General features: G+C 64.7%; 21 protein-coding genes and 1 riboswitch. Of the genes, 9 read left to right on the top strand and 12 right to left on the bottom strand.

Going from position 1 to position 20,154, the window contains the following annotated elements; genetic code table 11:
* The first annotated feature begins 160 nt into the window (after positions 1 to 160).
* From AC1RWL_RS23725 to AC1RWL_RS23715, 3 genes are all read left to right on the top strand, one after another.
* Positions 161 to 1,081, top strand: coding sequence for a calcium-binding protein (locus AC1RWL_RS23725; RefSeq protein WP_493095676.1), 921 nt, complete (start codon positions 161 to 163; stop codon positions 1,079 to 1,081).
* 189 nt (positions 1,082 to 1,270) lie between these two features.
* A complete protein-coding gene (locus tag AC1RWL_RS23720) occupies positions 1,271 to 1,606 on the top strand; it encodes a DUF6152 family protein (protein ID WP_493095907.1) in 336 nt (111 codons plus the stop codon).
* Positions 1,607 to 1,618: 12 nt separating this feature from the next.
* Entirely contained in the window at positions 1,619 to 2,089 is a 471-nt protein-coding gene (locus tag AC1RWL_RS23715; protein ID WP_493095675.1) for a DUF6644 family protein, read from the top strand.
* On the opposite strand, the gene AC1RWL_RS23710 is transcribed toward AC1RWL_RS23715, so the two are convergent.
* The 6 genes from AC1RWL_RS23710 to betI form a co-directional block, all read right to left on the bottom strand.
* The gene (locus AC1RWL_RS23710) at positions 2,082 to 2,360 is read right to left on the bottom strand and encodes a hypothetical protein (RefSeq protein ID WP_435267262.1); all 279 of its coding nucleotides are present in this window, start codon (positions 2,358 to 2,360) and stop codon (positions 2,082 to 2,084) included. The genes AC1RWL_RS23715 and AC1RWL_RS23710 overlap by 8 nt on opposite strands.
* A gap of 61 nt (positions 2,361 to 2,421) precedes the next feature.
* Complete coding sequence (gene betA, locus AC1RWL_RS23705) at positions 2,422 to 4,074, bottom strand: choline dehydrogenase (RefSeq protein ID WP_493095674.1); 1,653 nt, start codon at positions 4,072 to 4,074, stop codon at positions 2,422 to 2,424.
* Positions 4,075 to 4,097: 23 nt separating this feature from the next.
* Positions 4,098 to 4,604: a hypothetical protein gene (locus AC1RWL_RS23700; protein ID WP_493158495.1), complete on the bottom strand. Its 507-nt coding sequence runs from the start codon at positions 4,602 to 4,604 to the stop codon at positions 4,098 to 4,100.
* A 51-nt stretch (positions 4,605 to 4,655) separates the two neighbouring features.
* Positions 4,656 to 6,119 (bottom strand): betaine-aldehyde dehydrogenase, encoded by a 1,464-nt coding sequence (gene betB, locus AC1RWL_RS23695; RefSeq protein ID WP_493095672.1) that lies wholly within the window; start codon positions 6,117 to 6,119, stop codon positions 4,656 to 4,658.
* Position 6,120: 1 nt separating this feature from the next.
* Positions 6,121 to 7,650, bottom strand: coding sequence for a choline-sulfatase (gene betC, locus AC1RWL_RS23690; RefSeq protein WP_493095671.1), 1,530 nt, complete (start codon positions 7,648 to 7,650; stop codon positions 6,121 to 6,123).
* Between the two features lie 214 nt (positions 7,651 to 7,864).
* Positions 7,865 to 8,461, bottom strand: coding sequence for a transcriptional regulator BetI (gene betI, locus AC1RWL_RS23685; RefSeq protein ID WP_493095670.1), 597 nt, complete (start codon positions 8,459 to 8,461; stop codon positions 7,865 to 7,867).
* Positions 8,462 to 8,584: 123 nt separating this feature from the next.
* A riboswitch (Fluoride riboswitch) is annotated at positions 8,585 to 8,648 on the top strand.
* A gap of 103 nt (positions 8,649 to 8,751) precedes the next feature.
* On the opposite strand from betI, the gene crcB reads away from it, so the two are divergent.
* From crcB to AC1RWL_RS23670, 3 genes are all read left to right on the top strand, one after another.
* Complete coding sequence (gene crcB / locus AC1RWL_RS23680) at positions 8,752 to 9,141, top strand: fluoride efflux transporter CrcB (protein ID WP_493095669.1); 390 nt, start codon at positions 8,752 to 8,754, stop codon at positions 9,139 to 9,141.
* Positions 9,138 to 9,575 carry an EamA family transporter gene (locus AC1RWL_RS23675; RefSeq protein WP_435267255.1) on the top strand — a complete coding sequence of 146 codons (438 nt, stop codon included), beginning with the start codon at positions 9,138 to 9,140 and terminating at the stop codon, positions 9,573 to 9,575. Before crcB ends, AC1RWL_RS23675 begins: the two co-directional genes overlap by 4 nt.
* A 123-nt stretch (positions 9,576 to 9,698) precedes the next feature.
* Positions 9,699 to 11,513, top strand: coding sequence for an EAL domain-containing protein (locus AC1RWL_RS23670; RefSeq protein WP_493095668.1), 1,815 nt, complete (start codon positions 9,699 to 9,701; stop codon positions 11,511 to 11,513).
* A gap of 70 nt (positions 11,514 to 11,583) precedes the next feature.
* Here AC1RWL_RS23670 and AC1RWL_RS23665 read toward each other — a convergent pair whose 3' ends face one another.
* Entirely contained in the window at positions 11,584 to 11,841 is a 258-nt protein-coding gene (locus tag AC1RWL_RS23665) for a DUF1344 domain-containing protein (RefSeq protein ID WP_256118685.1), read from the bottom strand.
* A 329-nt stretch (positions 11,842 to 12,170) separates the two neighbouring features.
* Between AC1RWL_RS23665 and AC1RWL_RS23660 the strand changes: the two genes are divergently transcribed.
* Positions 12,171 to 13,193, top strand: coding sequence for an NAD(P)H-quinone oxidoreductase (locus AC1RWL_RS23660; RefSeq protein WP_256118686.1), 1,023 nt, complete (start codon positions 12,171 to 12,173; stop codon positions 13,191 to 13,193).
* 35 nt (positions 13,194 to 13,228) lie between these two features.
* Here the strand turns inward: AC1RWL_RS23660 and AC1RWL_RS23655 are convergent, their stop codons facing one another.
* From AC1RWL_RS23655 to AC1RWL_RS23645, 3 genes are all read right to left on the bottom strand, one after another.
* A complete protein-coding gene (locus tag AC1RWL_RS23655; RefSeq protein WP_493095667.1) occupies positions 13,229 to 14,203 on the bottom strand; it encodes a sensor domain-containing diguanylate cyclase in 975 nt (324 codons plus the stop codon).
* 114 nt (positions 14,204 to 14,317) lie between these two features.
* Positions 14,318 to 15,772, bottom strand: a complete 1,455-nt coding sequence (locus tag AC1RWL_RS23650) for an MFS transporter (RefSeq protein WP_493158494.1) — start codon at positions 15,770 to 15,772, stop codon at positions 14,318 to 14,320.
* 200 nt (positions 15,773 to 15,972) lie between these two features.
* Positions 15,973 to 16,431, bottom strand: coding sequence for a carboxymuconolactone decarboxylase family protein (locus tag AC1RWL_RS23645; RefSeq protein WP_493095665.1), 459 nt, complete (start codon positions 16,429 to 16,431; stop codon positions 15,973 to 15,975).
* Between the two features lie 108 nt (positions 16,432 to 16,539).
* On the opposite strand from AC1RWL_RS23645, the gene AC1RWL_RS23640 reads away from it, so the two are divergent.
* Positions 16,540 to 17,406 carry a sigma-70 family RNA polymerase sigma factor gene (locus tag AC1RWL_RS23640; protein ID WP_493095664.1) on the top strand — a complete coding sequence of 289 codons (867 nt, stop codon included), beginning with the start codon at positions 16,540 to 16,542 and terminating at the stop codon, positions 17,404 to 17,406.
* Positions 17,407 to 17,530: 124 nt separating this feature from the next.
* Here the strand turns inward: AC1RWL_RS23640 and AC1RWL_RS23635 are convergent, their stop codons facing one another.
* Positions 17,531 to 18,268 (bottom strand): DUF3750 domain-containing protein, encoded by a 738-nt coding sequence (locus AC1RWL_RS23635; RefSeq protein WP_439618750.1) that lies wholly within the window; start codon positions 18,266 to 18,268, stop codon positions 17,531 to 17,533.
* 83 nt (positions 18,269 to 18,351) lie between these two features.
* Here AC1RWL_RS23635 and AC1RWL_RS23630 point away from each other — a divergent pair, with 83 nt between their 5' ends.
* Complete coding sequence (locus AC1RWL_RS23630; protein WP_493095663.1) at positions 18,352 to 19,359, top strand: asparaginase; 1,008 nt, start codon at positions 18,352 to 18,354, stop codon at positions 19,357 to 19,359.
* On the opposite strand, the gene AC1RWL_RS23625 is transcribed toward AC1RWL_RS23630, so the two are convergent.
* The gene (locus AC1RWL_RS23625) at positions 19,360 to 20,115 is read right to left on the bottom strand and encodes a DeoR/GlpR family DNA-binding transcription regulator (RefSeq protein WP_493095662.1); all 756 of its coding nucleotides are present in this window, start codon (positions 20,113 to 20,115) and stop codon (positions 19,360 to 19,362) included. It abuts the gene before it with no gap.
* Positions 20,116 to 20,154 lie beyond the last annotated feature (39 nt).

Below are 20,154 nucleotides of genomic sequence, written 5' to 3'. Positions count from 1 at the left end.
CCAACTCACGCCGAGCGCAGAAATCCTGCCGCCTTTCAGCACGCATGCATGTAGCAGAGAAGCCGTCAAAAAACTTGACAGCAAAAATCAGATTTAATAGCTGACTATCTCAGTCATGTTATTAATGGGGCCTGTGCGGCTCTTCGGGAAGGACAGCGAAATGGCGATCAAGATCACGGTCAAGGATGCAAACAGCGACGGCAAGGGCATCAACTTCGCCGCCTATCTCGCCAGCTTCAACAGGACCTACCTTCGCGATGGCTACGGCTCCTTCAACAGCGCCGACCCGATGGCGATGAGCGGCACGCAATATGCCACCACCAACGCCAAGGACTTCGGCGCCTTCTTGACGGCCGGCAAGACGAAGTGGGACTACGACCTGATGACCCACAAGGTCACCGGCTCGCTGAGCGCCATCACCTTCGGCAATTCCATCGACCTGTCGGGTTCGCGCTTCAAGGCGGTGTCCGATATCGAGATCACCGGCCTCAACGTCACCGACAAGACGGTGGGCGGCCAGATCCTCGCCGACATCATGGGCGGCAAGAACACCGATGGCGGCGCGACGACCAGCCTTGAAAAAATCCTCAAGGCCAATGCCATCGACTATCGCGGCAGCAATGGCAGCGACACGTTCACCGGCTTCGGCAAGGCCGACAAGATCTCCGGCAACGGCGGCAACGACACGCTGAAGGGCGGCGCCGGCAACGACGCGATTTCCGGCGGTGCCGGCAATGACAAGCTCTATGGCGATGCCGGCAACGACAAGCTTACCGGTGGCGCCGGCAACGACACGCTCGACGGCGGCGCCGGCAATGATCGCCTTTCCGGCGGCGCTGGCAACGACACCTTCATCTTCAAGAAGGCCCAGGGCAACGACACGATCACCGACTTCTCCGCCGGCAGCGCCAAGGGCGATGTGATCCGCCTCGACAAGTCCGTGCTCTCCAGCTTCAAGGACGTGCTGGCGCATGCCGACGATTCGTCCAGCGGCGTCGTCATCGATTACGGCAACAACACGATCAAGCTTGCCGGCGTCGACAAGGCCGACCTGCACGCCAACGATTTCTTCTTCTTCTGAGCCTCCGGTCGGAAGCAGACAGGAAGGCCGGGCGTTTGCCCGGCCTTTTCCGTTTGCGCGACCCGTTCAACTATCCTTGAACGGCCTCGCCGGCGGCTTGGTGTATCCTGCCTTCGGGGCTGACCCTCGGAGGAAAAAGCCGTGCAAACCGAAACCATCCGGATCGTCACCTTCGCCGCCGCCGCGACGATGACCGCCTTCGCTGCCTTTGCCCACCATGGCTGGACCTGGGCCGAGGAAAAGCAGACCGAACTCACCGGCACCATCCGCACCGTGATGATCGCGCCGCCGCATCCCGCACTGGAGGTCGAGACAGCCTCGGACGGCGTGTGGAAAGTGGAACTCGGCAATCCGCGCCAGACCGAACGCTCCGGCTTCGTGGAAGGCTCTGCGAAACCCGGCGACGAGATCGTCGTACTCGGCAACCGTTCGCTCGACCAGAACGAGAAGCGCATGAAGGCGGTGCGCATCACCGTCGCGGGCAAGGTCTTCGACATCTATCCCGACCGCATCGAGACGAATTGACGGGCGGCCCGCATGGAGGCGCTCGGCTGGCTCTCGACGACGCCGGTCGCCATGGTGCTCAAGGCGTCCGGCACGCTCTATCTCGTCGTCAACGCCGCCCACATCCTGTCGATCGGCCTCATCGTCGGGGCGATCCTGCCGCTCGACCTGCGCCTGATCGGCGTGGCCCGCGCAGCACCGATCGCGGCCATCGGCCCGCTACTGTCGCGCACCGCGGCGACAGGCATCGTCTTCGCAGTCGCGACCGGCCTCTGTCTCTTCTCCGTCCGGCCGCAGGAATACGCGCAAAACCCGGCCTTCCTGGCAAAGGTCGGGCTCGTCGCGCTCGGCATCGTCAATGCCCTGGTCCTGCATCTGGGCAGCGGGTGGCACATGGCAATGTCCACGGACAGCGCCACGCTCGCCCTGCGCGTGCAGGCAGCGTTCTCTCTCGTGATCTGGATTGGCGCCGTCCTGGCGGGGCGCTGGATCGGCTTTATCTGACGCCGCGATCGGGATGCGGCACGAGCCTGCCCCAGCGCTCGTCCCACAGGTCCTCCTCGTCGACGACGACGAGATTGCGCGGGTTGACGTCGCCGGCGATCAGCCGCCGGGCGTCGGTCAGCGCTTCCTCGGCGGGAAGCGGAATCGTGTCCTGCGCCTGCGCCGGATCGGTGATGAAGGCGCAGGGGCCGGTGATGCCGTGGATCAAGGTGACGACGAGATCGGTCTCCTTGCTGATGTCGATGCGCGAAACCTTTTGGTAGACGGTCATGGGCTCCCCTTGGAACGGTTGCCCGCCTTAACCCCTTGGAACCGTTCTGGTTCCCAAGTTTTTACCGGTCGCTCACCGCAGCGCGCGGGTTGGTCCACGGCTCCTGGTTGGAGCGCGCCAGCGGTTGCCTGCCAAGGATGTGGTCGGCCGCTTTCTCGCCGGTCATGATCGACGGCGCATTGAGGTTGCCATAGGTGACATGCGGGAAGATCGAACTGTCGGCGACCCGCAGCCCATCCACGCCGATCACGCGCGTTTCCGGATCGACCACCGCCATCGGGTCGCTCGCCGCCCCCATGCGGCAGGTGCCGCAAGGGTGATAGGCGCTCTCCAGATGCTCGCGCAGGAAGGCATCGATCTGCTCGTCCGTCTCGATGCCGGCGCCCGGCTGAATTTCCGGCCCGCGGAATTCGTCGAAGGCCTTCTGGCCGAAGATCGCGCGCGTGAGCCGCACGCAATGCCGGAATTTCTCCCAGTCCTCCGCATGGCTCATATAGTTGAAGCGGATCACCGGATCGGCCATCGGATCGCCGGACCGCAGCGTCACGCTGCCGCGCGACTTCGACAGGTTGAAGCCGACATGCGCCTGGAACCCATGGCTCTTCGCCGCCGCCTTGCCGTCATAGGAGATCGCGACCGGCAGGAAATGATACTGGATGTCCGGCTGTTTTAGCCCCGGCGCCGAACGCAGGAAGGCGCAGGCCTCGAACTGGTTGGAAGCGCCGAGCCCGCCCTTGGACAAGAGCCACTGCGCGCCCGCCACCCCCTGCCAGAACCAGGGCAGCCAGGAATAGAGCGAGACGGGTTTCGTCGAGACCTGCTGGAAATAGAATTCCATATGGTCCTGAAGATTGGCGCCGACGCCCGGCCGGTCGGCCTTCACCTCGATGCCCATGTCCTTCAGATGAGCGGCCGGCCCGATACCGGACAGCATCAGGAGCTTCGGCGAATTGAAGGAGGAGGCCGACAGGATCACCTCGCGGTTCGCCTTCACCACCTCGATCTTGCCGTTGCGCTCGATCTCGACGCCGGTCGCCCGCCCGTTCTCGATGACGATCTTTCGCGCGAAGCAATGCACCAGCGAAACGTTCGGCCGCTTCATGGCGGGGCGCAGATAGGCATTGGCCGCAGACCAGCGCCGGCCATTGTGGATCGTCTGCTCCATCAGGCCGAAGCCTTCCTGCTTGGAGCCGTTATAATCCTCGGTGAGCTCGAACCCCGCCTGCTTGCCCGCCTGGATGAAGGCGTGGAAGAGCGGATTGGTCACCGGACCGCGCTGCACATGCAGCGGCCCGTCCGTGCCCCGCCAGCCGGCTTCCCCGCCATGCGAGGTCTCCATGCGCTTGTAATAGGGCAGCACATCCGCATAGGCCCAGCCGCGCGCGCCAAGCGCCTCCCAGCGGTTGAAATCCTCCGCATGGCCCCGCACATAGACCAGCCCGTTGATCGACGACGACCCGCCGATCACCTTCCCGCGCGGCGCGGTGATGCGCCGATTGTTGAGGTTCGGCTCCGGTTCGGAAAGATACCCCCAGTTGTACCGCTTCATGCTCATCGGCCAGGCAAGGGCCGCCGGCATCTGGATGAACGGCCCGATATCCGACCCGCCATATTCCAGCACCATGACCGTATGCTTGCCATCCTCCGAAAGCCGGTAAGCGAGCGCCGAACCGGCGGAGCCGGAGCCGACGATGATGTAGTCTGCGTTCTGCATGGTGTTGGCCCGCTTAAGTTCTGTTAGGCATGGTTTACGTTTTTGATGCCGGATGGCACGCCTCGGTTGAAAATTCGAGAGAGCGATGCGACCTGTGTATTGTCGTTCACACTCAAGGCTGCGCGCGCAGAATGATCCGCGAAGGTTTCCAGGATAAGCTGCTGCTGAGGTTGAGCGTGCTTGAACGTGCTCGCCTGGAAGCCGAAGCTGTGCGCAAGAAAAGTGCGCCACGCCCCAAAAGCGCCATATGGAGCGACATTCGACGCCACGCTTTGTGGAGTTTGCGCCAAGACCTTAGAGCTGGGGCAAAAATATTGGTCTGCGTGCTGATCGCTTTGCTGGCGCTGAACAACTCGCCGGTCCTGTTTGCCTTGTGGATTCTCGTGCTCTGCCTTGTCATGCTCCACGGCGGTTACCGACTTCTGTACGCTTCTTTCGCCATGGCATATGTCTTCTTCACCTGGAAGCGCCGCGAATAGCAGGCCGGCAGATGGCTCAAAACCGGGTTCGCCACTGATTTTGCCTGTCATATGCATTGCTGCCCCAGCTAGTCTTTCATCAGCCATCTGCTCGGCAACGCCTCAATACGGCGCTTCAACCTTGCCCATCGACACGTAGACCGTCTTCAGCTCCGAATAGTGCTCCAGCGCCGCCAGCGAGTTTTCGCGGCCGAAGCCGGATTGCTTGGAGCCGCCGAAAGGGATTTCCACGGGGGCGAGGTTGTAGGTGTTGATCCATAGCGTGCCGGCTTCGAGCTGGTCGACGACGCGGTGGGCGCGGGTGATGTCCGAGGTGAAGACACCGCCGGAGAGGCCGAATTCGGTGGCATTGCCGCGGGCGATCACCTCGTCCTCATGGTCGAAATCGAGCACGCACATGACGGGGCCGAAGATTTCTTCGCGCGCGATGGTCATCTCGTCGGTGACGTCGGAAAAGACGGTCGGCTGGATGTAGTAGCCGTCGCCGGAGACGTCGTTCGGGATGCCGCCGCCGGTCACGAGCGTCGCACCCTCCGCCTTGCCCTTTTCGATATAGTCGAGAACCTTGTCGCGCTGGGCTTTCGAGACCATCGGCCCGAGCTGCGTCGCTTCCTCCATCGGGTCGCCGATCAGGATCTTTTCGGTGCGCTCCTTGAGGCGGCTCAGGAACTTGTCCTTGATACCCTTCTGCACGAAGACGCGGGTGCCGTTCGAGCAGACCTGGCCGGTCGAGTAGAAGTTGCCGAGCATGGCGCCGCCGATGGCGCTTTCGAGGTCGGCGTCGTCGAAGACGATGAGCGGCGACTTGCCGCCGAGCTCCATCGTGACATGCTTGAGGTCGGAGGCGGCAGCCCCTGCCACCTTCTTGCCCGTCGGCACGGAGCCGGTCAGCGAGACCTTGGCGACATCCGGATGGTTGACGAGCAGCGGCCCGGTCGTCCGGTCCCCCTGGATGACGTTGTAGAGCCCCTTCGGCAGCCCGGCCTCCACGAGGATCTCCGCGATCTTCAGCGCGCCAAGCGGCGTGTTTTCGGATGGCTTGAACACCATCGCATTGCCGCAGATCAGCGCCGGCGCCCCCTTCCAGCAGGCAATCTGCTGCGGATAGTTCCACGCCCCGATGCCGACGCAGACACCGAGCGGCACCCGCTTCGTAAAGGCGAAGTCCTGGCCGAGCGGGATGTAGTCGCCGTTGAGGCCGGCGGCCGCGATGCCGCCGAAGAATTCGAAGGCATCGGCGCCCGAGGTCGGGTCGGCGACGATGGTTTCCTGGATCGGCTTGCCGGTATCGAGCGTTTCGAGTTCCGAAAGCTCGCGGTTGCGCGCGCGCATGATCTCGGCGGCGCGCTTCAGCACGCGGCCGCGCGCGGTCGGGCTCAGCGCCGCCCATTCCTTCTGGGCGCGCTTGGAGGACGCAATCGCCTTCTCGACGATCGCGGGCGTCGCGGCGTGGAGCTTCGCGATCACCTCACCGGTGGCGGGGTAAAGGCTCTCGAAGGGCGTGCCGGCAGCGTCTTCTACATATTCGCCATCGATGAAATGCGAGGCTTTCGGTTGGGCTCTCATCTTATTCTCCCCGCGGGTAGCGTTTGGATTCCTCGAGATTGTCGAGGTTCATGTGGTTGCGCATGTAGCGTTCGGATGCCTTCTGCAGCGGCTGGTGGTCCCAGGGATAATAGGCACCGTTCCTCAGCGCCTCATAGACCACCCAGCGCCGCGCCTGGCTTTCGCGCACGCTCGCATCGAACGCCGCCATGTCCCAGCGCGCCTCGCGCATCTGTCTAAAGGCCTCCAGCGTCGTCTTGATGACTGGATTTTCCGAGGTCGCCAAATTGGTCAGCTCTAGTGGGTCGGCGTCGAGGTCGTAGAGTTGTTCCGGATCTAGTTCGCAGTGGATGTATTTCCACTTGCCCTCCCGGATGCCGACGATCGGCGCATAGGAGGCTTCCGCCGCATATTCCATCAGCACGGGCGACGTCCGCTCCGCGCCGTTGATGACGGGCACCAGGCTCTCGCCGTCCGTCCAGGGCATTATCTCGTCCATCGAGATGCCGGCGAGGTCGGCGAGCGTCGGCGTAACGTCGAGATTGGAGGAGGGGGCGAGGTGCAGGCCGGGGGTGACGCCGGGGCCGGCCACCATCAGCGGCACGCGGGCGGACCCCTCGAAGAAGTTCATCTTGAACCACAGGCCGCGCTCGCCCAGCATGTCGCCATGGTCGGAGCAGAACAGGATCAGCGTGTTCTCCAGCATGCGCGTGCGCGTCAGCGTGTCGACCAGCTCGCCGACTTTCTCGTCGAGATAGGAGATGTTGGCGAAATAGGCCTGGCGCGAGCGGCGCACGTTCTCGCCGCTGATGGCGAAGGCGGCATAGTCGCAGGAATGCAGGATGCGCGCGGAATGCGGGTCCTGCTCCTCCAGCATGCCGACTTCCGGCATCAGGTGTTCGCAGTCCTCGTAGAGGTCCCAGAACTTCTTGCGCGCCACATAGGGATCGTGCGGATGGGTGAAGGAGACGGTGACGCACCAGGGCCGGCGGTAGATGTCGTCATTGTCGCGCGAAAGCTGGTAGAGCTTCTGGTTGGCGAGGAAGGCGACCTCGTCGTCATATTCCATCTGGTTGGTAATCTCGGCGACACCCGCGCCCGTCACCGAACCCATATTGTGATACCACCAGTCGATGCGCTCGCCGGGCTTGCGGTAGTCCGGCGTCCAGCCGAAATCGGCCGGATAGATGTCCGTGGTCAGCCGCTCCTCGAAGCCATGCAGCTGGTCCGGCCCGACGAAATGCATCTTGCCCGACAGCGCCGTGTAATAGCCGGCGCGGCGCAGGTGATGCGCGAAGGTCGGGATGGAGGAGACGTATTCCGCCGCGTTGTCATAGACCCGCGTGCGGCTCGGCAATTGCCCGGCCATGAAGGAGGCGCGGGCGGGGGCGCAGAGCGGCGAGGAGGTGTAGTTGTTGCGAAAGCGCGCCGAACGCGCGGCCAGCGCCTTCATGTGCGGCGCATGCAGCCAGTCCGCCGGGCCATCCGGGAAAAGCTTCCCGTTGAGCTGGTCGACCATGATGATCAGGATATTCGGCTTGCTGGCGGTCACGGATGGGTCCTTGGCGTTTCGAATGGGATGCGGGAGATAGCGGCACTACCCCCCTCTGCCCATCCAATCTCCCCCTCAAGGGGGGAGATTGGATGGGCGAAAGGGCGCCGCTTTTTCGGCAGCGGTTGCGATGGGCGAGACCTTGCCGCGATTCGATCTCCCCCCTTGAGGGGGAGATGCCCGGCAGGGCAGAGGGGGGTGTGACGGGCGCGGATCATGCCGGCTTTCCCCCGCAAGCCTGAAGCTGCGCATTCACATACCCCTCCGTCAGCGCAATCGAAGACTCGATGCTCACCGGCGCCGACTTCAGCCCCTGGCGCAGATACAGCCCGTCGATCATCGCCGCCGCCCCATCGGCAATGTCCGAGGCGGTTGCGGCGGGGCAGAGCTGTTTGAGGCTCGCCAGCAGGTTGGAGTTCAGCCGCCGGGCATAGACGACGAGCAGGCGGCGCACTTCCTCCGAGCGCTGCGCCTCCGAATAGAAGGCGAGCCAGGCGGCGACGGTCTCCGGTGCGAACTGGTGCGCCTGGAAATTGACGCGGATCACCGCCGACAGTCTTTCCCGCGGCGTCGCCGCGGCCTTCAGCGCGGCCACGGCGTCGGCACGAAGCTGGCGCAACAGGCTGCGGATCGTCTCGATGACGAGCTGCTCCTTGGAGCCGAAATAGTGATGCGCAAGCGCCGCCGACACGCCGGCATGGCGGGCGATCTCCGACATGGTGACGGTCAGCGAGCCGTGGTCGCCGACCGCCCTCAGCGTCGCGTCCACCAGCGCCTTGCGGCGCACCGGCTCCATTCCAACCTTCGGCATGTGGTTCCCCTGATTTTCGTCAAGCGTATTTTTAATTGAGTGATCAATCAATAAAAATTTTTGGCACAGTCGACCACATCAACGCCGTTTGACAGCGGCCACGCCAGCGCGCTAAAAATTTCACCGTGGGATGGGGATGGTGCTCCCCGACAACCGCCGTTTACCGGCTGATAGCGCCTGCCAGAACCGGCCAGCAATGGCCGTCGATGGCGGGCGCGTGTTTGGCGACCGCCCGTGGGCGGTTTTTTGTTGTCCGGATGTCGCAGCAACGGACTTTGAGGGCAACGGACATGAACTATATGATCGTCTTTCTTGGCGCAGGCATCGGCGGTGCCGGGCGCCACGGGGTGAACGTGCTGTCGGCGCGCCTGTTCGGCACGGGCTTTCCGGCCGGCACGCTCGTCATCAACGTGCTCGGCTGCCTGGTGATGGGGCTGATTGCCGGGGCCTTCGCCTTTCGCGGCCACCTGCCGCAAGAGCTGCGGCTGTTCCTGACGACGGGCATCCTCGGCGGCTTCACCACCTTTTCGGCCTTCTCGCTCGATGCGGCGCTGCTCTGGGAGCGCGGCGAGGTGGGGCTGGCCGCGCTTTATGTCGGCGCCTCGGTGATTTTTTCGCTGCTCGCCGTGGCGGCGGGGCTTGCTTTGTCACGCTATATGCTCGCAGGAGGTGCAATGTGAAGGCGCTTCTCACATCCTGGCAGGTCTGGGCGCTCGGCTCGGCGGTCTTCGCGGCGCTGACGGCGATCTTCGCCAAGATCGGCATTGCCGAGGTCAATTCCGATTTCGCGACCTTCGTGCGCACCGTGGTCATCCTGCTGGCGCTCGCCCTCATGCTGACGCTCATGGGCAACTGGCAAGCGCCCGGCACGGTGCCGGCAAGGAGCTGGATCTTCCTCATTCTCTCGGGCCTGGCGACCGGCGCTTCGTGGCTCTGCTATTTTCGCGCGCTGCAGATCGGCAAGGCCGCCCAGGTCGCGCCTGTCGACAAGCTGAGCGTCGTTCTGGTCGCCGTCTTCGCCGTTCTGTTCCTCGGCGAGCAGCTTTCGCCGGCCCATTGGCTGGCTGTGGTCATGATCGGCGGCGGGGCCTTGCTGCTGGCTTTGCCTATATGAGTCGCTCCTTTTTCAACTCCTTGTAGTCATTGAACTTTCATCGAACTGTCACATTACGGAAACGGATTCTTCAGCGATCCCGGAGAACACTTCGTGGCATAAGTTCACGCCTCGGAGCCGCCCATGTCCGCCGCCGAATTGCTCGCCCTACGCCGTTTCGGGGATGGCGAGATCGTCACCCTTGCCAAGCTGGTGATCGAAACGGCCTTCCAGCCCATCGTCGAGGCCGGCACCGGCGCGGTGTTCGGCTACGAATCGCTGATGCGCGGCTTCGACCGGCTCGGCTTCAGCTCGCCGCTCGACCTGATCGACCGCGCGCATGAGGCGGGCCAGCTTCTGGCGCTGGAGCACATGGCCAACAGCCGCGCGATCGCGGCCTTCGCCGCGCTGCCGGATTTCCGCTCGCGCACGCTCTTCATCAACCTCGATTCGCGCCTGGTGCCCGAGGGGGCCGATCTCGTCGAGCGGCTCGCCGGCCATCTCTTCCGCGCCGGCATTCCGGCCTCCTCGATCTGCTTCGAGATTTCCGAGCGCTTCGACAACGATACGCTGCCGGATTTCGCCATCCTCGTGCGCAAGCTCCGGCTTGCCGGCTTCAAGCTCGCCATCGATGATTTCGGCGTCGGGCACAACGGGCTGAAGCTGCTCTGCGACCATCAGGTCGACTATCTCAAGATCGATCGCCATTTCATCTCCGGCATGGAGAACGATGCGCGCAAGCGCCATCTGGTGCGCAACACCGTCAACGCTGCCCATGTGCTCGGCATCCGCGTCATCGCCGAAGGGGTGGAGACGGAGGCGGAGTTCGTCGCCGCCCGCGAGGCCGGCTGCGATCTCGTGCAGGGCTGGTTCGTCTCCCGCCCGGTCACCGATTTTTCCATGCTCAGCCCGGTCTATGCCCAGGTGACGCGGGCCGGCGGCACGCGCCGCTCGTCGCGCACGCTGGACAGCATCCTCATCCGCCGCGAGATCGAGCAGGTTGCGGTGCTGCGCGAAAACGAGAGCCTGGAATCGGTCTTCGAATTCTTCCGCCGCGACCCCAAGCGCACCTTCTTCCCGGTGCTGAACGCCAATGACGAGCCGCGCGGCATCCTGCATGAATATCATGTGAAGGAGCTGAGCTATCATCCGTTCGGCCGCGATCTGCTGAAGAACAAGCTCTACCAGAAGAGCCTGTCGCACTTCGTCACCACCGCGCCGATCGCCGATCTCGATACGCCCGCCGAACAATTGCTCGACGTCTTCACCGGCATGGGCGGCAATGAATGCGTGATCCTGACGGAGAACCTGCGCTATGCCGGCATCCTCTCCGCTTCCTCGCTGCTGAAGATCATCAACGAGAAGCGCCTGAAGACGGCGGAGGACCAGAACCCGCTGACCGGGCTTCCCGGCAACCGCTCGATCCGCGACTATCTTCAGGACAAGGCGCTCGACGGCGACCAGCTTCGCTGCCTGTGTTATTTCGATTTCGACAATTTCAAGCCGTTCAACGATCACTACGGCTTCCAGAAGGGCGACCTTGCGCTGTCGCTCTTCGCCTCGCTGATGCGCCGCGAATTCATCGGCGACGACGTCTTCATCGGCCATGTCGGCGGGGATGACTTTTTCGCCGGCATTTCCGGCCGTCCGGTGGAGGCGGTTCAGGTCATCCTGGAGCGGCTTTTGGCCGATTTCAGCCGCGAGGTGCGCCTGCTCTATGCGGCGGAAGACCAGCTCGCCGGCCAGATCCGCGGGCATGATCGCGCCGGCAACCAGACGACGTTTCCGCTGATGCGCTGCTCGGCTGCCGTGGTCATCGTGCCGGAGGGCGAGGTGATCGGCGAAGCGGGGTTGATCAGCAGCCGGATCGCCGCCTTGAAGGCGGATGCCAAGGGCAGCGACGGGGGGCTCGTGCTGTCCTCGACATCCGCCGCAGCGCAGCTTTCGGCTGCGCACTAGAGCGTTTCCAGCCGAAGCGGCAAAACAAAAAACTCGGAAGCGGGCTCCTCGGAGCCCGCTTCCCGCCACGTCAGCGAATGAGCTTCACGGTCTTCGCTTCGTGGTTCTTGCCGGACATGTCGAAGGAGACGGACACCTTCTCGCCCGTCTTCAGCCCGGGATCGTGAAAACCCTTCGGAAGCTGGTAGGTGGTGCCGTCACTGAGCGTCAGAGACATCGACGCCTTGTTGTAATCCTTGACCGTACCGGTCGCCGTCTGGGCGGCGAGGGCAAGAGCCGGTGTGGTGAGAACAGTGACGATGGCGAGATTGGAAAGAAGAACACGCATCTGTGTCGTCCTATAGCGGCCCCGGGCGGGGCACTGAGAAGCCGTCCGGGAGACGTCGCGTCGCGGCTCTAGGGGGATGAGCCGCCGGCGCTCCCCGGCTTCGCAACAGAAGCTAGGCCCGGAAAAATCCGTTTTCAAATTAACAAGATTTAATTCTGCGCGTCCCGAAACGGCCGGAATTCCAGCGGTTTGCGGCTGAAAGTGGGCGGTCTGCGCGCCATCGCAAATGTCGCAGGTGCCAGCGGAACCGATTCAAATGGTTCGCGCTTTAGGCTAGAATCAGCGTTACAGATTGCGCGTCGCCAAAGCGCCCGGGGAGGCAGAAGCCCATGTCCATTCCATCATCCATGTCCTATATCGGGCTTACCGAACATGGCGGCCCGGACAATCTGGTGGTGATGGAGGGCCGCACGCCGCAGCTTCGAAGCGGCGAAATCCTGGTGCGCGTCGCGGCCGCCGGCATCAACCGGCCGGACGTGCTCCAGCGCAAGGGCGACTATCCGCCGCCGCCGGATGCAAGCCCCATCCTCGGCCTGGAGATCGCCGGCGAAGTCGTGGCGATCGGCGACGACGTGACCGGCTACGAACTCGGCGACCAGGTCTGCGCGCTGGCGAATGGCGGCGGCTATGCACGCTATTGCGCGGTGCCGGCAACCCAGGCGCTGCCCTTCCCGAAGGGGTATGACGCGGTGAAGGCGGCGGCCCTGCCGGAAACCTTCTTCACCGTCTGGGCGAACCTCTTCATGATGGCGGGCCTGAAGCCCGGCGAAAGCGTGCTCATCCACGGCGGATCGAGCGGCATCGGCACGACGGCGATCCAGCTTGCCGCAGCGCTCGGCTCCCGCGTCTTCACGACGGCCGGCACGGCGGAGAAATGCGAGGCTTGCCTCGACCTTGGTGCCTCCCGCGCGATCAACTACCGCAGCGAGGATTTCTGCACCGTCATCGCGGAAGAAACCGGCAAGGCCGGCGTCGACGTCATCCTCGACATGATCGGTGCGGCCTATTTCGAGCGGAACCTGAAGTCGCTTGCCCGCGACGGCCGCCTGTCGATCATCGCCTTCCTCGGCGGCACCTTCGCCGAAAAGGTCAGCCTCGCGCCCATCCTGCAAAAGCGCCTGCATCTGATGGGCTCCGCCATGCGCCCGCGCACCGCGGCGGAAAAGCAGGCGATCCGCGACGAACTGCTGCAAAAGGTCTGGCCGTTGCTGGAGGAGGGGCGCATCGCCCCGGTGGTGCACGCCGTCCTGCCCTTTGCCGATGCCGCTGCCGGCCATCGCATGATGGAACACGGCGATCATATCGGAAAGATCATGCTGACCGTCGAAAGCAATTCCAGCAAAAGTGTGTAGCGGTTTTGCGTCCGGAATTGCGTAAAAGCTAGACGTTACGGCGCTTGCTCGATGCGGTCGCGGCCGAGGTGCTTTGCGCTGTAGAGCGCCCGGTCGGCCCGCTCGAACAGGTCTTCCACGGCATTGCCGCAATATTCCGCGACGCCGGCGGACATCGTGTAGGTGCAGCACAGCCCCGCGCGGTTCTCCTCTTCGCGCACATGGCTGCGCAGCCGCTCCACGGCCTGCGTGGCTTGCCGGACGCCGGTGCCCGGCATCAGCACCATGAATTCCTCGCCGCCGATGCGCGCGAAAACATCGCCGCCGCGCAATTGCTGGCGGCCGGCGGCGGCGAAATGCCGGAGCACGTCGTCGCCCTTGGCATGACCGTATCGGTCGTTGATCGTCTTGAAATGATCGAGGTCGATCAGCACCAGCGAGAGCTGCGTGCAGTCGCGGAAGGCCGCGCGCATTTCCGCATCCAGCCGCTCCATCGCTGCGCGGCGGTTGACAAGCCCGGTCAGCGGGTCCGTATCGGCGGCAAGCTGCGCGGCATCGCGGGCGAGCTGCAACACGCGCTCGGTCGATTTCAGCATGGTGATGTCGGTGAAGACGCTCCACAGCCAGCCATCGGCCAGCAGCGTCTCGTTGACCAGGAACCAGCGGTCGTCACTGATGTCGATCTCGAAACTGCGGTGCGGGCTGCTGCGCCGTTTTTCGGCCGCCATCGCGAGAAAGGCGTCGATCGGCCCGGTCATCTTCGGGCCGACGCCATGGGCATGGCAATGGCGCAGGATGTCGCCGAAGGTGCGCGCGCCCGGCTGCACGTCGAAGAGGGCGGCGAAGGCCGTGGAACCGTAGGAAAGTTCGTCGTCCGGCGAAAACAGCGCGAAGGCGACGCCGGAGGCGTCGAGCCCGGAGAGCACGAGGTCGGTCGTCGCGCGGTCGCGGATGGCGGCAAGCGGCAGGATAGCATCGGCATGCGCCCTGCTGCTCTCGCCCGGCACCCTGTGCCCGTTGCTGCGTCTCACCCGTTTTTCCTTCCAAGGCCGAATCGTCAGGGCGTTGCGCCGCACGATAGGGGCCTTTTGTGGCAGAAGGAGGCAGTGTCGCAACGAGGACTGCCGGATGCCGTTAACAAATCCTCAATCCGCGCTTGCGGCCTTTCCCGCGGGAAGGGTGGTCGCAAGCAGCATGCCGAGGGCCGCCGGGATGGCGAGCAGCAGGTAGAGCCAGCGCGCCGCCGTCACCGCACCTTCCGTGCCGCCGGGATCGACGAGGCCGGTCGTGTTGACGATGATGCCGGCAATCGCCGCCCCGAAGGCAGCACCCAGCGCCTGCATGGTGGTGATGGCCGCGGATGCCTTGTCCGTCTCGCCGGCGGGCGCCAGATGCAGCACATGGGTGACGAGATGCGCCCAGCCGAGGCCGATGCCGAAACCCATGAGGAAGATGAATATGGTGGCGATCGCCAGCAGCGGCAGGCTGCCTGCGGGATTGTGCCGCGCGAGCGTGACGACGAGCAGCGCGGTGGCAACCGCCTCGACCAGCGCGCCGCCGACGATGACCCGGTTGGCGCGCCGTCCCCGGATGTTCGCCGTCGCGAAGGCCGCGGCCGTCCAGCCGAGCGCGAGCAGCGCCACGAGATAACCGGAAACGAGCGGCGTCACCCCGTGCAGTACCTGGAGGAAATAGGGGATGTAGATATCCGAGCAGATGGTGACGAGCAGCATCAGCATGATGAGATAGACGCGGGCAAGCGGCGAGGTGAGGCGCATCGTGCCGGCCGGAAGAAGCCGCGCTTCGGTGTGCCGCTCGATGGCAATGGCGGCGATGACCGCGACCACGGCTGAGGCCGCAAAGAGGCTACGCAGCGCCGGCGCATCCACCGAGCTTGCGAAGGACAGCACGACCACGGCCGCGACCAGCAGCACGATCTGGAGAAACGGCGTCTTGGTTGTTACCCGCTCGGCCTCGCCGGAGGGCAGCAGTTTTGGCGCTGAGACCGCCATCAGGATGGACAGCGGGATCAGCAGTGCAAAGGCCTCGCGCCAGGCGCTGCCGGCGGCAAAGATGCCGCCGATCGTCGGGCCGAGGAAGGTCGCGATGCCCCAGACGGCAGCATAGAGCGTCGAGGCCGTGCTCCACAGCGGTTCGGGATAGACGAAGCGGATGAAGGCATAACCGAGCGCCACCAGGAAACCGGCGCCGAGCCCCTGGATCGCCCGGCCGACCAGTACCGTCTCCATGGTCGGCGCGATGGCGCAGACGAGGCTGCCGATGCCGAACAGCACCGCGCCGAAGACATAACAGCGATTGAGCGTCACGCTCTTCGGCCGCACCGCCACGAAGGTCGAGCCGAGCACCGAGGCCGCCACGTAGATCGTCGTCGCCCAGGCAAACAGCGGCAGCCCGCCGATGTCGCGCACGATCGAGGGCATTAGCGTCGCAGTGATATAGGTCTCCACCGCATGCAGCATGATCCCGCCACCCAGCATCAGCGTCCCGAACAGATAGGCGCGGGAAAACAGGCTGGAAAGCCGCGGCGCGGCCTCCTTCGGGGTGATGACGCTATCGGACATGGAATTGAGCCTTGGCATGCGAAAAGAATGGATTTCAGACGTCGCACGGCTTCAAACCGACTGCAAGCCGTGACTTTTCACTGAAAATGCGTGTCCGGAGGGGCAGAGAGCCGCGCCAGCCTCTCCTCCGTCATGGTCGGGCTTGACCCGACCATCCATGCCGCGGGTGCCGCGTGGATCCTCGGGTCGAGCCCGAGGATGACGGAGGGTGGGCGAGGTTACGGGTTCCACTCACCGGCAACCTGCCGCGTCGCCACGTTGAACCGGTTCCACACATTGATCGCCGCGATCTCCACGACGAGGGCGGCCAGCGTCTTTTCGTCGTAGTGGCGGGCGGCCTCGTTCCAGATGGCGTCCGGCACCGGCTCCTCGCGGTCGGCGATGCGGGTCAGCGCCTCGGTCAGCGCCAGCGCGGCGCGTTCGGCATCGGTGTAGAACGGCGCCTCGCGCCAGGCGGCGACGGAGAAGATGCGCCGGTCGCTCTCGCCGGCCTTCTTCATCATGCGTGGATGCAGGTCGACGCAGAAGCCGCAGCCGTTGATCTGGCTTGCCCTCAGATGCACGAGGTTCGCGGTCTTCTCCGGCAGGCCGGTTTTCTGCGCGGCCCCCTGCAACGCCTGCAATGCGCCCATGACTTCGGGGAGAACGGCGACGATATTGTTCATACGGGATTGCATTTTTTCGCTCCTTGCAATGTTTTCGCGTTCGACGAATGCGAACCCTGTCACACCGGGCCTGCTTCGTTCGTCATGGCCATGACGCCGCTGAGCGAGGGAGTGTGACAGATGAGCGAGAAAAAATTCTGGGCCGAACATTTCGAGGCTGAACGCGGGCGCCTCGGCACCGTCGCCTTCCGCATGCTGGGCTCGCGCGCCGAGGCGGAGGATGCGGTGCAGGAAGCCTGGCTCCGGCTGGAGCGGGCCGGCGGCGACGGCATCGACAATCTCGGTGGCTGGCTGACGACCGTCGTCGGCCGCATCTGCCTCGACATGCTGCGCGCCCGCACGAAGCGCCGCGAAGACCCCATCGACGGTGACGATGGCGAAATACAGCACGCCGACCCGAGTGCCGCGGCCGACGAACAGGCCGCACTCGCCGATTCCGTCGGCCTCGCGCTGCTGGTCGTGCTGGAGCGCCTGGCGCCCGCCGAGCGCCTCGCCTTCGTCCTCCATGACATGTTCGACGTGCCCTTCGAGGAGATCGGCCGCATCGTCGACAAGACGCCGGTGGCCGCCCGCCAACTCGCAAGCCGCGCGCGCCGCCGCGTGCAGGGCCTGCCGGAGACGCCGGCTGCGGATTACGACCGCCGCAAGCGCGTCGTCGCGGCCTTCCTCGCCGCCTCGCGCGATGGCGATTTCTCAGGTCTGCTCGCCGTGCTCGATCCCGAGGTCGTCTTCCATGCGGATGAAGATGCGGTGCGGCTCGGTTCGCTTGCGGAAATCCACGGCGCGCAGGCGGTGGCCACCACCTTCAAGGGCAAGGCGACCGCCGCAAGGCTCGCCCTCATCGACGGCCATTTCGGCCTCGCCGTCATCCTCGGCGGCGAACTCAGGATCGTCGTGCGCATGGAGGTTGCGGGCGACCAGATCACCGCCATCGACTCGATCGCCGACCCGGCTCGCATCGCCGCCTTCGAGGTGGAGTATCTTTAGGAGGCTACCCACTCCTCCGTCATGCTCGGGCTTGACCCGAGCATCCACGCCGCGCGTGCTGCATGGACCCTCGGGTCAAGCCCGAGGGTGACAGCGGGATGGGGCATGCCTTGTCAGCAAACCGCTAGACCCCGATGCGCCCGATGGCGGGTATCTTGATCGCCGGCCGATAGAAATCCACGCCGGCGACGAGGCCCATGATGTGCAGCTCAAGCCCGGAGCGCAGCCCGGCCGAGATGCCGAGCAGGCCGTAGAGCGTGGCATGCACGTCCTTGCCGTCCGCATCGATGGCGAAGAGCTTGCCCTCCGGCAGGTAATCGCGCCCCACCGCATCCGGCGGCAGCACGACGCCGAGTTCCGGCACGTTGCGCAGCACATGGGCGACGAAGGTGTTGGAGTTGGGCCCAGGCCAGATGCGGTAGCCGCCGGGCTTGGAATAGGGATAGCTGGCGATCGCCTGCTCGATCTTCGGGATCAGCCGCGCCGCCTCGTCGCCGCTGACGCTCACCACCACGCGCGGCGTGTTGGAATACCAGAAGGCATCCGGCGCATAACCGTTCTTGCGCACCGGCGTGCCCCAGCCGACCTTGTCATAGCGGTTGTAGCTTTTGGCATTCGCCTCCTTGGTAACGATCCAGGCGTGGCTTGCCACCGCGCCCTTCAGGCCGCCGGTCGCGGCCGAAAAGATGTGGATCGTCGCCCGCGGCGTGTCTTCGGCGCTCGGCAGGATACCGGCGGATTTCCAGTTCGCCTCCCGCCAGTTCTGCGGCCGGTCCTTGATGTACCAGTAGCCCGCCGAGGCCAGCGCCGGCATGAGATAGATCACGAGAAAGAGGACGAACACGTTCCTCAGGAATTTCATGCGAGGTCTCTCCAAACCGAGTGTCCACATCCATGGATTTCGGATAATACCGCATTCGAAACCGGAAATTTGAGGGCACGAATATGGCAAACCCCGTCCTTGTCGAAGTCACGCGCGGCGATCTCGTCGAAAGCCGCCATCGCGGCATGGTCGTGGCGGTCGATGGTGATGGCAAGGTGGTGTTTTCACAAGGCGAAATCGACGCCGTCGTCTTCCCGCGCTCCGCCTGCAAGGCCATGCAGGGCCTGCCGCTCGTCGAAAGCGGGGCCGCCGACGCGCACGGCTTCGGCAACCGCGAACTGGCGCTCGCCTGCTCCTCGCACAATGGCGAGCCGGCCCATGCACGCCTTGCCGCCACCATGCTCGCCGCCGCCGGCGTCGATGAGAGCGTGCTGGAATGCGGCGCCCACTGGTCCTTCGAGCAGCCCGTGCTGATCGGCCAGGCCCGCCAGCTCGACCACCCGACCGCCCTTCACAACAATTGCTCCGGCAAACATGCCGGCTTCATCTGCGCCGCCTGCCACACCGGCAAGGACCTTGAGGGCTATGTGCGTTACGAGCACCCCGTCCAGGCCGAAATCCGCGGCATCATGGAAAACCTGACGGGATCGGCGCTCGCCACCGACAATTGCGGCACCGACGGCTGCTCGATCCCGACCTACGCCGTGCCGCTAAAAAACCTCGCCCACGGCTTCGCCAAGATGGCAACCGGCACGGGCCTCGGTTCCGAGCGCGCCAAAGCCTCGCGCCGGCTGATCGCCGCCTGCATGGCCGAACCCTTCTACGTCGCCGGCACGAAACGCGCCTGCACCCGCCTCATGGAAACCGCGCCCGGCCGCATCTTTGCGAAAACCGGTGCCGAAGGCGTCTTCTGCGCCGCCATCCCCGAAAAAGGCATCGCCATCGCGCTGAAATGCGAAGACGGCACCACCCGCGCCGCCGAAAGCATGGTCGCCGCCACGCTCGCCCGCTTCTTCACCGAAGAACCCGACCTCCACGCCGCCCTCATGGCCCAGGCCAACCGCTCCATGTCCAACTGGAACGGCATCCACGTCGGCGATGTGCGCGTGACGGAAGCGTTTGCCGCCTGATCAGGCCTCGGCGATCTCGACGCCCGTCTCCCGGTAAGGCGCCAGCGCCTCCGGTGTGAGGCCGCTCGGCACGATGAGTCCGGTGGCCGTGGCGAGAGGCATGATCCTCCAGGGGGAGGCGCGGCCGAGTTTTTCTTGCGTGAGCAGGACCCAGGTCGCGGCGGCGTTTTCGGCGATGGTGCGTTTGGTGGCGGCTTCCTCCATGTCGCCGGTGGTGAGGCCGTGGGTGGGGTGGGCGGCGGTGACGCCCATGAAATAGATGTCCGCCTTCAGGCCGCGGATCGCATCGAGCGCCATGGCGCCCGTCGTTACCATAGAATGTTTGTAGAGCCTGCCGCCGATGAGCACGACCTCGGCGGTCGGGTGGCGTTCGAGTTCGCAGGCGATCGTCGGGCTGTGCGTGACGACCGTGAAGGGAAAGCTGCGGGGCAGTGCGCGGGCGAGCGCCGCCGTGGTCGTGCCGCCATCGAGGAAGATCACCTGTCCCGGCGCGACCATCGCCGCCGCGCGGGCACCGAGCGCGGCCTTCTCGTCCGTCGCGAGCGACTGGCGCGCGGCAAAATCCGGCAGCGGCGGGGAGAGCGGCAGCGCGCCGCCGTGCACCCGTTTCAAGAGGCCCTCTGACGCCATTTCCCTGAGATCCCGCCGGATCGTGTCCTCCGACAGGTCCAGTTCCGCCGCGAGCATCTTCGCGACGATCTCGCCGTCGCGGTTCAGCCGTTCGGCAATCAAGGCCTTTCGCTGGCTGGTCAGCATGTCTTTGTGCTCCATCTTGACTCTGCACGAAATTACACG

This window comes from Shinella sp. GW821-FHT10F02 (assembly GCF_058809275.1).
Note: the sequence above shows the minus strand (reverse complement) of the source record. Positions and strands in the feature narration are given on the sequence as shown.

Bases quoted from the DNA above. Each gene is read 5' to 3' on its own strand.
- AC1RWL_RS23725 (WP_493095676.1), top strand. From the start codon at position 161: ATGGCGATCAAGATCACGGTCAAGGATGCAAACAGCGACGGCAAGGGC.
- AC1RWL_RS23720 (WP_493095907.1), top strand. From the start codon at position 1,271: ATGACCGCCTTCGCTGCCTTTGCCCACCATGGCTGGACCTGGGCCGAG.
- AC1RWL_RS23715 (WP_493095675.1), top strand. From the start codon at position 1,619: ATGGAGGCGCTCGGCTGGCTCTCGACGACGCCGGTCGCCATGGTGCTC.
- AC1RWL_RS23710 (WP_435267262.1), bottom strand. From the start codon at position 2,360: ATGACCGTCTACCAAAAGGTTTCGCGCATCGACATCAGCAAGGAGACC.
- betA (WP_493095674.1), bottom strand. From the start codon at position 4,074: ATGCAGAACGCAGACTACATCATCGTCGGCTCCGGCTCCGCCGGTTCG.
- AC1RWL_RS23700 (WP_493158495.1), bottom strand. From the start codon at position 4,604: ATGACAGGCAAAATCAGTGGCGAACCCGGTTTTGAGCCATCTGCCGGC.
- betB (WP_493095672.1), bottom strand. From the start codon at position 6,119: ATGAGAGCCCAACCGAAAGCCTCGCATTTCATCGATGGCGAATATGTA.
- betI (WP_493095670.1), bottom strand. From the start codon at position 8,461: ATGCCGAAGGTTGGAATGGAGCCGGTGCGCCGCAAGGCGCTGGTGGAC.
- crcB (WP_493095669.1), top strand. From the start codon at position 8,752: ATGAACTATATGATCGTCTTTCTTGGCGCAGGCATCGGCGGTGCCGGG.
- AC1RWL_RS23670 (WP_493095668.1), top strand. From the start codon at position 9,699: ATGTCCGCCGCCGAATTGCTCGCCCTACGCCGTTTCGGGGATGGCGAG.
- AC1RWL_RS23665 (WP_256118685.1), bottom strand. From the start codon at position 11,841: ATGCGTGTTCTTCTTTCCAATCTCGCCATCGTCACTGTTCTCACCACA.
- AC1RWL_RS23660 (WP_256118686.1), top strand. From the start codon at position 12,171: ATGTCCATTCCATCATCCATGTCCTATATCGGGCTTACCGAACATGGC.
- AC1RWL_RS23650 (WP_493158494.1), bottom strand. From the start codon at position 15,772: ATGCCAAGGCTCAATTCCATGTCCGATAGCGTCATCACCCCGAAGGAG.
- AC1RWL_RS23645 (WP_493095665.1), bottom strand. From the start codon at position 16,431: ATGCAATCCCGTATGAACAATATCGTCGCCGTTCTCCCCGAAGTCATG.
- AC1RWL_RS23640 (WP_493095664.1), top strand. From the start codon at position 16,540: ATGAGCGAGAAAAAATTCTGGGCCGAACATTTCGAGGCTGAACGCGGG.
- AC1RWL_RS23635 (WP_439618750.1), bottom strand. From the start codon at position 18,268: ATGAAATTCCTGAGGAACGTGTTCGTCCTCTTTCTCGTGATCTATCTC.
- AC1RWL_RS23630 (WP_493095663.1), top strand. From the start codon at position 18,352: ATGGCAAACCCCGTCCTTGTCGAAGTCACGCGCGGCGATCTCGTCGAA.
- AC1RWL_RS23625 (WP_493095662.1), bottom strand. From the start codon at position 20,115: ATGCTGACCAGCCAGCGAAAGGCCTTGATTGCCGAACGGCTGAACCGC.